The following is a 13,388-nucleotide window of genomic DNA, read 5'->3' on the forward strand; positions in this document are numbered from 1 at the left end:
GAGCAAAAAATTTCTACAGATGATGTCATCAGACCGTAATATTTCCGCTTTTTCTGTGGCAATTTTCCGTTATGCTAAGGCGGTTAACTGCAGGAGACAAACTATGGGACTTACTCGTTCGATGAACGTCCTCATGATCTGTGCAGCGTTCGCATTTATCGGTGCAATGGTCGTAGGACTCATACCCTGATTGAGAAGAAGAGCGCCGTAGAGATGGTCTCTGACCGTTAAGAAGGTGACATACAAATTGGAATGGCCCGGTTATAGCAACCGGGCCATTTCCATTTCAAATGCACCTTATCCGCGATCAGGCAGCGCCTGCTAATGCGGGTTCCAGCGTGCCGCTGGCTGGACGAATACCGATGAGGTGGCAGATCGCAAAGGCAAGATCCGCACGGTTCATGGTGTAGAAATGAAAATCCTGCGCACCGCGCTCGACCAGATCGAGGACCTGCTCCGCAGCAACAGCTGACGAGACCAGTGCATGGGTCTGCGGATCATTGTCGAGCCCCTCGAACCGCTCAGCCAGCCATGCCGGAATATGCGTTCCGGCCTTCGAGCAGAAATTTGTCACCTGCGTGAAATTATGGATCGGCAGAATGCCCGGCAGGATGGGAATGTAAATGCCTGCCCGGCGCACCTTCTCCACATAACGCTCATAGAGATCGTTTTCGAAGAAGAACTGCGTGATTGCACGCGTTGCACCATTATCGACCTTGCGCTTGAGCATATCGATATCAGTGGCAAAGTCCGGGCTTTCCGGATGCTTTTCCGGATAGGCGGAAACGGAAATGTCGAAATCGGCAAAGGCTTTCAGACCTGCAACCAGATCGGCACCATTCTCATAGCCACCCGGTGTCGGCTTATAATGGGCACCAACCCCACCAGCCGGATCACCGCGCAGTGCAACGAAGCGCTTCACGCCCATGGCCGCGAATTCACGCACGACGGTGTCGACTTCTTCCTTCGTCGCATCGACGCAGGTCAAATGCGCTGCCGCATTGACGTCGGTTTCAGTCAGAATACGCTTGATCGTACGGGCCGTGCGCTCGCGGGTGGAACCACCGGCTCCGTAAGTCACCGAGACAAATTCAGGATTGAGCGGCGCAAGTCGCGTCACAGTCTCCCAAAGGCGCTCTTCCATCACCTCGGTCTTCGGTGGAAAGAATTCGAACGAAACCTTGATATTGGTGCCAAGGTCTGCACGGCGGGATTGGCGGAAAAAGCTCATCAGACACTCTCCGATACGCGGGAGGTTAAAGCGGGATCAGCGATCAGCAAGCGTGGGTCGCGTGCCAGCCACAGTTTGACGGTCAGTTTGTCCTGGTCTTTTGGTTCAAGTTCAATGCTGTCTTCCAGTGCAAGCCCGGCTTCAGTCAGCCAGTCACGCATCTGGTTATCGGTAAAGCCAAGCCGCAAATGAGCATGGCTGTCCCGCAGGAATTCAAGATCGTGCGGGGCAAAATCGACGATCAGCATCCGGCCACCTGCCCGAAGTGCCCGTGCTGCCTCGCGAATTGCTTCGGCAGGATTATCAAGGAAGTGCAGAACCTGATGAATAGTCACCAGATCAAAGGACTCCCGATCGACAGGCAGCGAATAGACATCGCCCTGACGAACCTGCGCATTGGCAATACCCGACCGGTCGAGATTGGACCGGGCGATGGTCAGCATGTCGCGATTGATATCGATGCCGACACCGCGAATGTAAAGCGGTGCAAACAGCTCAAGCAGTCTGCCAGTACCGGTGCCAACATCAAGCATGGCCTGAAAGGGTGTACGTCCGACGATCTTGGTCAGCGCGGCTTCCACGGCACCATCGGGCACATGCAACGAACGGATAACATCCCAGCTTGTTGCATTGGCACTGAAATAGGCTGCTGCCCGCTCGCGGCGCTGCAGCTTGACCGAGCCAAGCCGCTCAATATCGCGTTCCAGCAGCGGATCGGATATATCGAGGCGGTCGAGCAATATGCGGGCAATGTCGCCAACGATCAGCGATTCTGCCAGGCGGAAATAGGCCCAGGAGCCTTCCTGATAACGATTAATCAGATTGGCTTCGAAGAGCAGCTTGAGATGGCGGGAGACACGCGGCTGCGATTGTCCGAGAATGGAAGTCAGATCGGAAACCGTCAAATCACCGCGGGACAACAGCGCCAGAATGCGCAGGCGGCTTGGCTCCGCCGCTGCTTTCAGCGTATCGACCATCAGGTCAAGGTTGAGATCACGTTTGTCCATCGAGCTTTCCTCAAAAGATATAAAGATATGTTTATGTGAGAAATGCGGATTTGGCAAGTTTGTTTTTTGTTGACGGCAAATTTTGTCGCGTCTGAAATAGGCGAGCCAATCGACAGGCGAATCTGTGAGAGTGATGTTATGAGTTCAGGAACCAACCGTCAGCGGGCTATCGGCAAGCAGCTCACATTGCTTCTGCCTGCTGTGCCCTATTCGGATTCCGAACCCATACGCGCCGCCGCCACCGCACCGCATATGAAAACCCTGCCGCCGCCCATCGCCGTCTGGCTTGCGACAGTCGCCCATGTCCGCCACCAGCACACGGATTACGATGCCCTGCGCGACGATGGCTATGATAAGGAATCGGCACGGTTTTTTGTGCTTGAAGCCATCAACCGGAAACTGACGGAATGGCGCGCAACCCGGCTTCTCGATCCTGATGAGGAAGATCCGAGCTGATTGGCCATTGATCTTCAAAAATGAGTTCACTTAAGGGTAAGCGTTTGCGCCAGCCGCGTTTTTCCAGTTCCGGGCTGTCATAAAGCTGATCGACATAGCCGATGCACAGATAAGCGATAATCTCGATATGGTCAGGGATACCAAGAATGCGGCGCATATCCTGATCGTGATAGATGCTGACCCAGCCGACGCCGATACCTTCTGCCCGTGCCGCCAGCCACAGGTTCTGCACGGCGCACACGGTGCTGTAGATATCCATCTGCGGATTGTGCGTCCGCCCCAGCACCACATCGCCTCCCCGCGTCCTATCGCAGGTAATGCAAAGATTAACCGGCGCCTTCACGATGCCTTCCAGCTTCAACGACGCATAGAGAGCCTGACGCTCATCGGCAAACATCCCAGCCGCTTCCGCATTGGCACGGGTAAATGCTTTGTGTACCTCGGCCTTGCGCGCTTCATCGCGGATGAGAATGAAGTTCCACGGCTGCATGAAACCCACTGACGGCGCATGATGGGCAGCATCGAGGAGCCGCATCAGAACGTCATCTTCTATAGGTCGTGGCAAAAACTGATCGCGCACATCGCGGCGGGTATAGATGGCTTTGTAGACGGCATCGCGCTCATCACGGGAAAAATCAGCGGCGGTCACAGGACCATGGACAGAATCATGCATTGTTTGCTCCCAACAACGCGAGGGGCCAAAGCCCCGGACACCTCCCCCGCTGTCCATGCGGTTTTGGCTATCTGGTCCGGCCGGTCTTCTGACTGAGGTTCATCTGAACCGCGCGCCTTCCGGATATCTCCGTGGCAATCTGCGCGGCCCATCCCCTTTTACAGCGTTGGGCACGTGCCGGATTTTCACCGGCTTCCCGATTCTCCTGCAAGCAGGCACCGAACCAGCTTTCATTCGCCATAAATTCTGAAAAGACGCAAGTATCAGCCGGGATAAATCCATTGCTCCGGCAGACGCGCATCGACTTTTTCACCCGCATTGATAATTCCCGGCACTTCAACCCAGGCGACAACCCCACGCAAACGCCTTGATGCCTTGACGAAATCAAGCGCTGTGGCGGTGTGATCGCGTGTCTGCGCGCTTTCGGCGATGGAACGCCCGGCAACCTTGCAGGGTGCGTTCTGGCCATCCACCTTCAGCGTCACCCCGCCTTCGAAGAACAGCAGCGTGCGCGGCGGCAGCATGGAAAGCGAGGCAATACCATCGACCACCATATTGGTGCCGATCCATTCCGGCTTGATTTCCGCAAGGCCCATGGTCTTGGCAATCGTTTCAAGCTCATCAGCTGCCAGAATGGAAATATGCCGCTCATTGCGCATTTCAGTGCCACGCGGATACCACGGCTCGCGTCCACCTGAGCGGCGGGTAAGGCCAGCATGATAATCCCCGCGTATGCCCTCAAAGGTAAGATCAAGCATTTCGGCCGCGGCAGTGACAAAACTGTCCTTGGGCGCCTGAAATACACCGCTGACCCGGCCGGCAATCTTGCGGGCAGGAATAATGTGAGTTGTGGTTGCGAAAAGATCAGTCATGACAACGGCGCTCCATGCAATCTGCCGCATCTTAGGAAAATTGAATATTAAAACCAGCCAATATCAATGATGGATCAGTCAAAATTGGTGATGGGAGGGTGTTGCCACCCTCCAGATCTTCTTAGCGCGCCCGCTCTTATTAGCGTGCCCGATCTTATTAGCGTGTCAGCGGCTTATAGCTCGGACGCTTTGGATTAACGCTGTCTGGTCCCAGACGGCGAATCTTATCGTTCTCATAATCTTCGAAGTTGCCTTCGAACCATTCGACGTGGCTGTCACCTTCGAATGCCAGAATATGCGTTGCCAGCCGGTCGAGGAACATACGATCGTGGCTGATGATAACGGCGCAGCCAGCATATTTTTCCAGCGCATCCTCAAGAGCCGCCAGCGTTTCCGTGTCCAGATCATTGGTCGGTTCGTCGAGGAGCAGCACATTGCCGCCCGATTGCAGCATCTTGGCAAGGTGAACGCGGTTGCGCTGACCACCGGAGAGATTGCCAACCTTCTGCTGCTGATCGCCGCCCTTGAAGTTGAACGCCGAAACATAGGCGCGCGAATTCATCTCGTTCTTGCCGATCTTGATGATTTCATTGCCGCCGGAAATTTCTTCCCAGACGTTCTTCTCGGCGACAAGATGATCGCGGCTCTGATCGACATAACCAAGATGAACCGTTTCACCGACGCGGATCGAACCGGAATCCGGCTTTTCCTGTCCGGTGATCATCTTGAACAGCGTGGTCTTACCCGCACCGTTTGGCCCGATGATGCCAACAATGCCGCCCGGAGGCAGTTTGAAAGTCAGGTTTTCAATGAGAACGCGATCACCGAAAGACTTGGTGAGGTTTTCGGCTTCGATAACCACCTGTCCCAAGCGCTCGCCTGCGGGGATGATAATCTGTGCATCGCCCGGACGCTGATCATTGGCAGCATCGACCAGCGCATCATAGGCCTTGATACGCGCCTTCGACTTGGCTTGACGGGCCTTCGGGCTGGCGGAAATCCATTCGCGCTCGCGCTCCAGAGCCTTCTGGCGTGAGTCGTCCTCGCGGCCTTCCTGCAGCATGCGCTTGGACTTGGCACCCAGATAAGCGGAATAGTTGCCTTCGTAAGGAATGCCACGACCACGGTCGAGTTCGAGAATCCAGCCCGTTACATTGTCAAGGAAGTAGCGATCGTGGGTGATGAGCAGGACGGAGCCGGCATATTCACGCAGATGCTTTTCCAGCCATGCGGTGGTTTCGGCGTCAAGGTGGTTGGTCGGTTCGTCAAGCAGCAGAAGATCGGGCTGCGACAACAGCAGACGGCACAGTGCGACACGGCGGCGCTCACCACCCGACAGCTTTTCCACACCGGAATCACCGGGCGGGCAGCGCAACGCTTCCATGGCCATCTCGACCTGTGATTCCAGATCCCAGAGGTTCTTGGCGTCGATGATGTCCTGCAACTTCGCGCCTTCATCGGCGGTCTCGTCGGAATAGTTCATCATCAATTCGTTGTAGCGATCAAGGATAGCTTTCTTGTCCGCAACACCGTCCATGACGTTGCCCATCACGTCCTTGTTGGGATCAAGCACCGGTTCCTGAGCGAGATAGCCAACGGTGGCACCATCGGCCAACCAGGCTTCGCCCGTATATTCCTTATCCATGCCGGCCATGATCTTGAGGATCGTCGACTTACCCGCACCGTTCGGTCCGAGAATACCGATCTTGGCATCGGGGTAAAAGGAAAGGTGAATGTTTTCGAGAACCTTCTTGGTTCCATATGCCTTGTTCAGGCCGGCCATATGATAAATGAATTGGCGTGCCATAACGCGCGTCACTCCGATGTTCGGGATTTTTGGGACATGAATTTGCGCCGTATGTAGGCGAAAGGTGCGCGGGTGGCAATGCGCGCGGCGTTTATTTCGGGATATGGCTGATTTGTTTGATCGTTTTACGGCATCTATTGTGCTCAAACACCACCCCCCTCTGTCCTGTCGGACTACCGGGGCGAGCCACGGGTCTCGCCCCGGTAGTCCGACAGGACAGAGGGGGTGAATACACCACCCCCAAAACGAGCGAAACCGGGCGCGGATATTTCCGTCACCCGGTTTCCCCTCTGGCGCCGTATTTGGGGAGCGTCCTCTTCTCCCCTGAACGGCCATGTAACTGGCAAAGACCTGAATACTCTGGCTCAAACAATTATCCCTCAACGCAGCAATTCAGCGTTCTGTCAGCATCAAAGCCGGGAGACAATTGAGAGAAGACACGAGGTTCAATCTCTTTCTGAATGAAGTTTTGCGGCAAGTTTTTATCGTTTGCAAGAGGTTTTGCAAAATAAAATTGCATCACCCAATCGATGATTATTTATTGTGCATAAATACGCCAACATAGCCAAATTTACGCAGAATTTATTGTGGATTGACTAATCACGCGCCACCCTTTCAAGTGTTCCGGAGCCTCCCTTACCCAAACAGAACCACTTCTATTTGGGTAAGGGAGGCCCGTGGGAGGCATGAATGAGTTTTGCAGACATTGAAACGATCCGGTCATCGACGGGCGCGGCGATTGCCATGCGTTTTTCACCCGCTGACGGTTCCGGCAAAGCCATTATCCAGATCAGCCACGGACTTGCCGAACATTGCCTGCGCTACCAGCGCTTTGCAGAACACCTGAATGCCCAAGGCTTTCATGTTTATGCCCATGATCATCGCGGCCATGGATACACCAAAGCCGAGGGCGCGCCGCTTGGCCGCTTTGCCCAGAAGGATGGCATGCGGCTGGTGCTGAAGGATATGGACGTGATCAATGCCATCGCCCGCGTTCGCCATCCGGGATTACCGCTCATTCTGTTTGGACATTCCATGGGCGGGCTGATCGGCCTCAATTATGTGCTTGAGTATCAGGAGAAGGTTCAGGCGGCGGCGATCTGGAATGCCAATTTTTCCGTCGGACTATCGGGACGACTGGCACAGGGCATTTTGCGGGCCGAACGGATGTTTCTCGGCTCCGATGTGCCGAGCATGCTTTTGCCCAAACTGACCTTTCAGACATGGGCGCGTGGCATCAAGGATGCCCGCACGCCATTCGACTGGCTGTCCCGCGACCCCAAGGAAGTCGACGCCTATGTCAATGACCCTCTATGCGGCTGGGACGCCTCGGTCAGCATGTGGCGCGATGTTTTCGGCTTCACCTTTGCAGTCGCTGATAATACCGCACTTGCTAAGGTCAGGCGTGACCTGCCGTTCAATCTTGCTGGCGGTGGGCAAGACCCTGCGACGGCAAAAGGCAGTGCCGTGCGTGATCTCGCCAACCGCATGCAAAAACTCGGCTTCTCCGATGTCACCAGCAAAGTTTATGAAGACACCCGCCATGAAGGGTTGAATGAAATCAACCGCGACGTGATTATGGCTGACTTCACCCAATGGGCGGTTCGAGTCGTTCAGAAACAAGCAGTAAATTTGGAGCGCACCTGACAATCATGACTGAAGCTCCCCTCAAAGGCGTGCGCGTCATCGAACTCGCCCGCGTCCTTGCCGGGCCATGGGCCGGACAAATCCTCGCCGATCTCGGCGCCGATGTGATCAAGGTGGAAAACCCTGCAGGTGGCGACGAAACCCGTGGCTGGGGCCCGCCCTTCATTACGAGCAAAGAGGGTGAGAACCTCTCCGCCGCTTATTTCCATTCCTGCAATCGCGGCAAGCGTTCCATTACGGTTGATTTCACCTCGCCGGAAGGTCAGGAAACGGTTCGGGCGCTGTGCCGGACAGCGGATATTGTACTGGAAAATTTCAAGGTTGGCGGCCTGAAAAAATACGGCCTCGACTATGAAACATTGAGCGCCGACAATCCCCGCCTCGTCTATTGCTCCATCACCGGCTTCGGCCAGACGGGTCCTTACGCCAGTCAGGCGGGCTATGACTTCATCATTCAGGGCATGTCCGGCCTGATGTCCGTCACTGGCGAGCCGGAGCGCGAACCGCAGAAGGTTGGCCTTGCCGTCGCCGATGTTTTTACCGGGCTTTACTCGGTCATCGCCATTCAGGCGGCGCTCGCCCATGCGCAAAAAACCGGTGAAGGCCAGCAGGTCGATATGGCGCTGTTCGACGTGCAATCTGCTGTTATGGCCAATCAGGCGATGAACTATCTCGCCACAGGCAACAGCCCCAACCGCATGGGCAATGCGCATCCGAATATTTCACCCTATGAGGTGGTTCCAACCTCCGACGGCCATATGATCCTTGCTGTTGGCAATGACGGACAATTCGCCCGCTTCTGTGCAATCATGGGGTTGGACGGTCTCAGCGCCGATCCGCGCTTTCTGACCAATCGCTCCCGGCTGGAAAATCGCACCGAACTGACCGCCCTGCTCCGGACCGAAACCCAAAAGCGCACGAAGGCCGATCTGCTTGAAGCCTGCGCGCAAAATGCGGTTCCCGCCGGGCCAATCAATCGTATCGGCGAAATGTTCGATGACCCGCAGATCGTCTCGCGGCAACTCCGCCTCGATCTTGATGATGCCCATGGCAGCAGCATTCCCTCGGTGCGCACGCCGATCGTCATGTCAAAAACACCCCTTACCTATAACCGACCCTCGCCACGCCTTGGCGAACACAGCGCAGACATTCTTCAGGAATTAAAGGACGCATCCGATGAAAACCGGCGGTGAATTGATCGTAGAAGCACTCAGGGCCAATGGCGCGGAACAGCTGTTTTGCGTTCCCGGCGAAAGCTACCTCGCGGTGCTCGATGCGCTTGTGGATGCCGATGTGGGTGTAACAGTCTGCCGGGCCGAAGGCGGCGCGGCGATGATGGCCGAGGCTTGGGGCAAACTCACCGGCAAGCCCGGCATCTGCTTTGTCACCCGTGGTCCGGGAGCCACCAATGCCTCGCCGGGCATTCACATCGCCATGCAGGATTCAACGCCGCTGATTCTGTTCATCGGGCAGGTGCAGCGCGAGGCGCGTGAACGTGAAGCCTTTCAGGAAGTGGAGTATCGCCGCTTCTTTGCTGACACCGCCAAATGGGTGGCCGAGATCGACGATGCCCGCCGCATCCCGGAATTCGTCACCCGCGCATTCTCCGTGGCCACGTCAGGGCGTCCCGGCCCTGTCGTGCTTGCCCTGCCGGAAGATATGCTGACCGACAAGGTTGAAGCTGTCGCCGCGCAGGGTTGGCAGCCTGTTGCAACGGGCCCCTCATCCGCCAGTATCGAGAAACTCGCCGACCTTTTGCAGGGCGCCAAAAAGCCATTCATGATTCTGGGTGGCTCGCGCTGGGATGAAGCGGCGGTTCGCTCCATCACCCGTTTTGCCGAAAAATGGCACTTGCCGGTTGGTTGTTCCTTCCGCCGCCAGATGCTGTTCGATCATCTTCATCCAAATTACGCTGGCGATGTTGGTATTGGTATCAATCCGGCGCTTGGTACGCGGGTGAAGGAAGCCGATGTGCTTCTGCTTGTTGGTGGACGGTTCGGCGAAATGCCATCATCAGGCTATACGCTGATGGACAGTCCCTACCCCAAGCAGACACTGATCCATGTGCACCCTGATGCCAATGAACTTGGCCGTGTCTATCGCCCCGCACTCGCCATCAACGCCGCGCCGGATGCCTTCGCCGAAGCGGTCGAGCATTTAGCGCCGCCATCGCACATCAACTGGCCTGATGAAGCTGAGATTGCGCACGCTGCCTATCTCAAATGGTCGACGCCGCCGCAAACCGGTCCCGGCAATGTCGCCATGGGCCCGATCATGACTTATCTTGAAAGCGTTCTGCCTGAAGATGCGATCATGACCAATGGTGCTGGCAACTACGCCACTTGGCTGCATCGTTTCCACCGCTTCCGCCGTTTCGGCACACAGGCGGCGCCGACCTCCGGTTCGATGGGTTATGGTCTACCGGCAGCCGTCGCAGCAAAGCGACTTTATCCTGAACGAACAGTCGTCTGTTTTGCCGGAGATGGCTGCTTTCTGATGAATGGTCAGGATTTTGCGACAGCGGTCAAATATAACCTGCCAATCATCGTGCTTGTCATCAACAACAATATATATGGCACCATCCGCATGCATCAGGAGCGGGAATATCCCGGACGCGTCTCGGCAACCGACCTGACCAACCCGGATTTTGCCATGCTGGCGCGTGCCTATGGCGGCCATGGCGAGACGGTTGAAGCCACCGCAGATTTCGAAGGCGCATGGCAAAGGTCGGTTCAAAGCGGCAAACCGTCCATCATCGAAATCCGGCTTGATCCGGAGGCGATCACGCCTGCCAAGACCTTGACGGATATTCGCAATAAGCGTTGATCATTCCCTGTTGAATGATTTGAGGATGGAAAGGCGGCTCTTTCAATGTTAAGGAGCGCGCCTGACCAGATAATACGAAAGTCTGCAACTTGAGCAATCCGGCAATCACAATTGTAATTCCATGCCGAAACGAGGCCGCCAATCTGGCCTTTCTTCTCGACGAAGTGGATGCAGCCATGGAAGGCCGCAGCTACGAGGTAGTGGTCGTGGATGATGGCTCGACTGATGGAACCGGCGATGCCTTGGGCGAACGCATACGCGCGGGCAAGCCGCTGCGCCACGTCAGGCATGACAAATCAGCGGGCCAGAGTGCCGCTGTACGATCAGGCGTTTTTGCAGCCAAAGGCGCAATTGTCGTCACCATGGATGGCGACGGTCAAAATGATCCCGCTTATCTGCCAAAACTGGCCGATGCATTGATTGAAGCTGGCCCATCTGTCGGCATTGCCGCCGGTCAGCGCCTGAAGCGCACTGACACCAAGCTGAAACAAATCTCTTCCAAGCTTGCCAACAACCTGCGCGGCGCGATCCTCAAGGACAATACGCGCGATTCCGGTTGCGGCTTGAAGGCACTGCACACCCAGCTTTTCCGCGAACTGCCATTCTTCGACGGCTGGCACCGCTATCTGCCAGCCCTCGTGATCCGCGAAGGTTTTGGCGTCGTCCATGTGGATGTGGTGGACCGCGAACGCCGCCACGGCAAATCCAACTATGGTATTCTTGACCGCGGCCTGCGCGGTATTTTAGACCTCTATGGCGTGTGGTGGCTGAGAAAGCGCCGCAAGACCGTTCCAACAATTACGGAGATCAGCCATGGCTGACGCAATTAGCAATTGGCTTCACTCGGTCTTCGTTGCCCAGTTTGACGCCTGGATACTTCTCGGCTTCTTTGCACAGGGCTGCTTTACCATGCGCTTTGTGGTGCAATGGATCGCCTCGGAAAAGGCCAAGCGCAGTGTCGTTCCTGTTACCTTCTGGTTCTTCTCGCTGTTCGGCGGCGTCCTGCTGTTCATCTATGCCATCGTGCGCAAGGACCCGGTGTTCATTGCCGGACAGGGATTGGGCCTTTTCGTCTACATCCGCAATCTCTGGCTGATCGCCAATGAAAAGAAAGCAATGACGCAGGATACGTAAGCCAAAGGCACAGCAAGGCACGATCATGACCCATTCTGACCCTGCCTCTGCGGGCACTGCAAAACTCCGTTTCAGCCACTATCTGCTGCTTATTTTCATCTGCCTCGTGTCATTCGTGCCGGGAATAGCTTCGATCCCGCCGCTCGACCGGGATGAATCGCGCTATATTCAGGCCACGCACCAGATGGCGGAAACCGGCGATTACGTCGATATCCGCTTTCAGGATGCCTCGCGTTACAAAAAGCCCGTCGGGATTTACTGGCTCCAGAGCGCTGTCCTGAAAGTGACAGGCTATGACCATACGGCACCCGTCTGGACCTACCGGCTTGTGTCGGTGATCGGCGCTACCCTTGCTGTGCTGGCCACGGCGGCACTTGGCGCATTCCTGTTCGGCCAGAGTGCTGGTCTTCTCGCGGGCTTGGCGCTGGCCGCCATTGTCATGCTCGGATTTGAAGCGCGCGTGGCAAAGACCGATGCCACCCTGCTCGCCACCGTGATATTTGCCCAAGGTGCGCTCGCCTCCATGTGGATGGCCAGCCGCAACAACGCTCCGGCCAAATGGGCACCTGCCCTCATCTTCTGGGTCGCAACAGCCGTGGGCGTCTTGATCAAAGGGCCGATCACGCCCTTTGTCAGCGTCCTCACCGCAGCCACGCTCTGCCTTTTCTATCGTGAATGGCAATGGCTGAAACGCCTGAAACCCCTGACCGGCATCGCCATTCTTCTGGTCATTGTCCTGCCATGGCTGATCCTGATCACATTGAAAAGCGGTGGCGCATTCTTCAACGAATCCGTTGGTAATGATCTGCTTTCCAAAGTGGGCGACGGACAGGAAAGCCACGGCGCACCACCCGGCTATTTCGCACTGATTTTCGTGGTCTTCATCTGGCCATTTGGCGTCATGGCCATTCGCGGCGGCTTGCAGGCTCTGAGCCGCTTTCGCACCGATCCGCGTCTGGCCTTTCTGACGGCATGGTACATTCCCTATTGGCTGGTGACGGAAATGATCCCGACCAAGCTGCCGCACTATATCCTGCCCGCCTACCCCGCACTTCTGCTGATGATGGCATGGGCCGTGGATACGGGTATCGCAAGCAAGCCCTATCGCGGACGCTGGCAAATCTGGCTGGAGCGCCTGACGCTTCTCGGACTGGCCATCGCAACACTTGGCCTGATGGGCGCAGCCACGGTTCTGCCATGGGTGATGGCCCATACGGTGACAATTCCGGGCATCATTGCCTTCTTCACAGCGGCGGCTGCAGGCATCTTTGCCAGCGGGCTCGTGCTGAAGGATGATCTGAAACGCGCCGTGCAGGCGGCGGCTGGCTTTGGCATCGTGACGCTGGCACTGCTCACATGGGGCGTTGTCCCCGCCATCACGCCGATCTGGATGAGCCCTGCCATCAACAATGCCTTCAATGCAGCAAAGCCATGCCCTGACAGCGTGCTGGCGTCAGCTGGCTATGCCGAACCCAGCCTTGTTTTTCTGGCTGGCACAAAAACTGTTCTGACCGATGGCGCGGGAGCGGCAAAATATCTTCTCAATAATCCCGCCTGCGCAATTTCAGCTGTTGATGAGCGCAATCAGGCAGAGTTTTTGCAAAACCTGCCTCAGGGGGAAAAATCCGTTGTGGCAGTTGGTAGCGTTTCGGGGATCAACTACAGCAAGGGCCGCAAGACAACGATCACGCTTTATAAGGCTGTGCGGTAAGGAGGTAAGTTTGCAAAAGCAGGT

12 protein-coding genes and 1 riboswitch are annotated in these 13,388 nt (G+C 56.2%); of the genes, 7 read left to right on the forward strand and 5 right to left on the reverse strand.

What is annotated here, in order from left to right; all coding sequences use genetic code 11:
* Positions 1-307 precede the first annotated feature (307 nt).
* Both metF and BLU05_RS03845 read right to left on the reverse strand, forming a co-directional pair.
* Positions 308-1,231: a methylenetetrahydrofolate reductase [NAD(P)H] gene (metF, locus tag BLU05_RS03840; protein WP_091877867.1), complete on the reverse strand. Its 924-nt coding sequence runs from the start codon at positions 1,229-1,231 to the stop codon at positions 308-310.
* Positions 1,231-2,238 carry an ArsR/SmtB family transcription factor gene (locus BLU05_RS03845; protein ID WP_091877868.1) on the reverse strand — a complete coding sequence of 336 codons (1,008 nt, stop codon included), beginning with the start codon at positions 2,236-2,238 and terminating at the stop codon, positions 1,231-1,233. The genes metF and BLU05_RS03845 overlap by 1 nt, the downstream gene beginning before the upstream one ends.
* 138 nt (positions 2,239-2,376) lie before the next feature.
* On the opposite strand from BLU05_RS03845, the gene BLU05_RS03850 reads away from it, so the two are divergent.
* Positions 2,377-2,694, forward strand: a complete 318-nt coding sequence (locus tag BLU05_RS03850) for a DUF2293 domain-containing protein (RefSeq protein ID WP_091877869.1) — start codon at positions 2,377-2,379, stop codon at positions 2,692-2,694.
* Here the strand turns inward: BLU05_RS03850 and bluB are convergent.
* From bluB to ettA, 3 genes are all read right to left on the reverse strand, one after another.
* On the reverse strand, positions 2,627-3,367 hold the full coding sequence (gene bluB, locus BLU05_RS03855) for a 5,6-dimethylbenzimidazole synthase (protein WP_091877870.1): 741 nt from the start codon (positions 3,365-3,367) through the stop codon (positions 2,627-2,629). The genes BLU05_RS03850 and bluB overlap by 68 nt on opposite strands.
* Before the next feature lie 60 nt (positions 3,368-3,427).
* A riboswitch (cobalamin riboswitch) is annotated at positions 3,428-3,605 on the reverse strand.
* Positions 3,606-3,630: 25 nt separating this feature from the next.
* A complete protein-coding gene (locus tag BLU05_RS03860) occupies positions 3,631-4,239 on the reverse strand; it encodes an MOSC domain-containing protein (RefSeq protein WP_091878486.1) in 609 nt (202 codons plus the stop codon).
* A 157-nt stretch (positions 4,240-4,396) separates the two neighbouring features.
* Positions 4,397-6,046 carry an energy-dependent translational throttle protein EttA gene (gene ettA, locus BLU05_RS03865; RefSeq protein WP_091877871.1) on the reverse strand — a complete coding sequence of 550 codons (1,650 nt, stop codon included), beginning with the start codon at positions 6,044-6,046 and terminating at the stop codon, positions 4,397-4,399.
* Positions 6,047-6,736: 690 nt separating this feature from the next.
* On the opposite strand from ettA, the gene BLU05_RS03870 reads away from it, so the two are divergent.
* The 6 genes from BLU05_RS03870 to BLU05_RS03895 all read left to right on the forward strand — a co-directional run bounded on the left by BLU05_RS03870 (position 6,737) and on the right by BLU05_RS03895 (position 13,364).
* Positions 6,737-7,693: an alpha/beta hydrolase gene (locus tag BLU05_RS03870; RefSeq protein WP_091877872.1), complete on the forward strand. Its 957-nt coding sequence runs from the start codon at positions 6,737-6,739 to the stop codon at positions 7,691-7,693.
* A gap of 5 nt (positions 7,694-7,698) precedes the next feature.
* Entirely contained in the window at positions 7,699-8,886 is a 1,188-nt protein-coding gene (locus BLU05_RS03875) for a CaiB/BaiF CoA transferase family protein (protein ID WP_091877873.1), read from the forward strand.
* The gene (locus BLU05_RS03880) at positions 8,870-10,519 is read left to right on the forward strand and encodes a thiamine pyrophosphate-binding protein (protein WP_091877874.1); all 1,650 of its coding nucleotides are present in this window, start codon (positions 8,870-8,872) and stop codon (positions 10,517-10,519) included. Before BLU05_RS03875 ends, BLU05_RS03880 begins: the two co-directional genes overlap by 17 nt.
* Before the next feature lie 89 nt (positions 10,520-10,608).
* Complete coding sequence (locus BLU05_RS03885) at positions 10,609-11,340, forward strand: glycosyltransferase family 2 protein (RefSeq protein WP_091877875.1); 732 nt, start codon at positions 10,609-10,611, stop codon at positions 11,338-11,340.
* Positions 11,333-11,653 (forward strand): lipid-A-disaccharide synthase N-terminal domain-containing protein, encoded by a 321-nt coding sequence (locus tag BLU05_RS03890; protein WP_091877876.1) that lies wholly within the window; start codon positions 11,333-11,335, stop codon positions 11,651-11,653. Before BLU05_RS03885 ends, BLU05_RS03890 begins: the two co-directional genes overlap by 8 nt.
* 25 nt (positions 11,654-11,678) lie before the next feature.
* A complete protein-coding gene (locus BLU05_RS03895) occupies positions 11,679-13,364 on the forward strand; it encodes an ArnT family glycosyltransferase (RefSeq protein ID WP_091877877.1) in 1,686 nt (561 codons plus the stop codon).
* Positions 13,365-13,388: the final 24 nt, after the last annotated feature.

Source organism: Phyllobacterium sp. OV277 (assembly GCF_900104355.1).
Lineage (GTDB): Bacteria > Pseudomonadota > Alphaproteobacteria > Rhizobiales > Rhizobiaceae > Phyllobacterium.

What these genes read in the sequence shown, in the direction of transcription:
- ettA (WP_091877871.1), bottom strand. Translation starts at nt 6,046, where the DNA reads ATGGCACGCCAATTCATTTATCATATGGCCGGCCTGAACAAGGCATAT.
- BLU05_RS03890 (WP_091877876.1), top strand. Translation starts at nt 11,333, where the DNA reads ATGGCTGACGCAATTAGCAATTGGCTTCACTCGGTCTTCGTTGCCCAG.
- BLU05_RS03860 (WP_091878486.1), bottom strand. Translation starts at nt 4,239, where the DNA reads ATGACTGATCTTTTCGCAACCACAACTCACATTATTCCTGCCCGCAAG.
- BLU05_RS03850 (WP_091877869.1), top strand. Translation starts at nt 2,377, where the DNA reads ATGAGTTCAGGAACCAACCGTCAGCGGGCTATCGGCAAGCAGCTCACA.
- metF (WP_091877867.1), bottom strand. Translation starts at nt 1,231, where the DNA reads ATGAGCTTTTTCCGCCAATCCCGCCGTGCAGACCTTGGCACCAATATC.
- BLU05_RS03880 (WP_091877874.1), top strand. Translation starts at nt 8,870, where the DNA reads ATGAAAACCGGCGGTGAATTGATCGTAGAAGCACTCAGGGCCAATGGC.
- BLU05_RS03895 (WP_091877877.1), top strand. Translation starts at nt 11,679, where the DNA reads ATGACCCATTCTGACCCTGCCTCTGCGGGCACTGCAAAACTCCGTTTC.
- BLU05_RS03875 (WP_091877873.1), top strand. Translation starts at nt 7,699, where the DNA reads ATGACTGAAGCTCCCCTCAAAGGCGTGCGCGTCATCGAACTCGCCCGC.
- bluB (WP_091877870.1), bottom strand. Translation starts at nt 3,367, where the DNA reads ATGCATGATTCTGTCCATGGTCCTGTGACCGCCGCTGATTTTTCCCGT.
- BLU05_RS03845 (WP_091877868.1), bottom strand. Translation starts at nt 2,238, where the DNA reads ATGGACAAACGTGATCTCAACCTTGACCTGATGGTCGATACGCTGAAA.
- BLU05_RS03870 (WP_091877872.1), top strand. Translation starts at nt 6,737, where the DNA reads ATGAGTTTTGCAGACATTGAAACGATCCGGTCATCGACGGGCGCGGCG.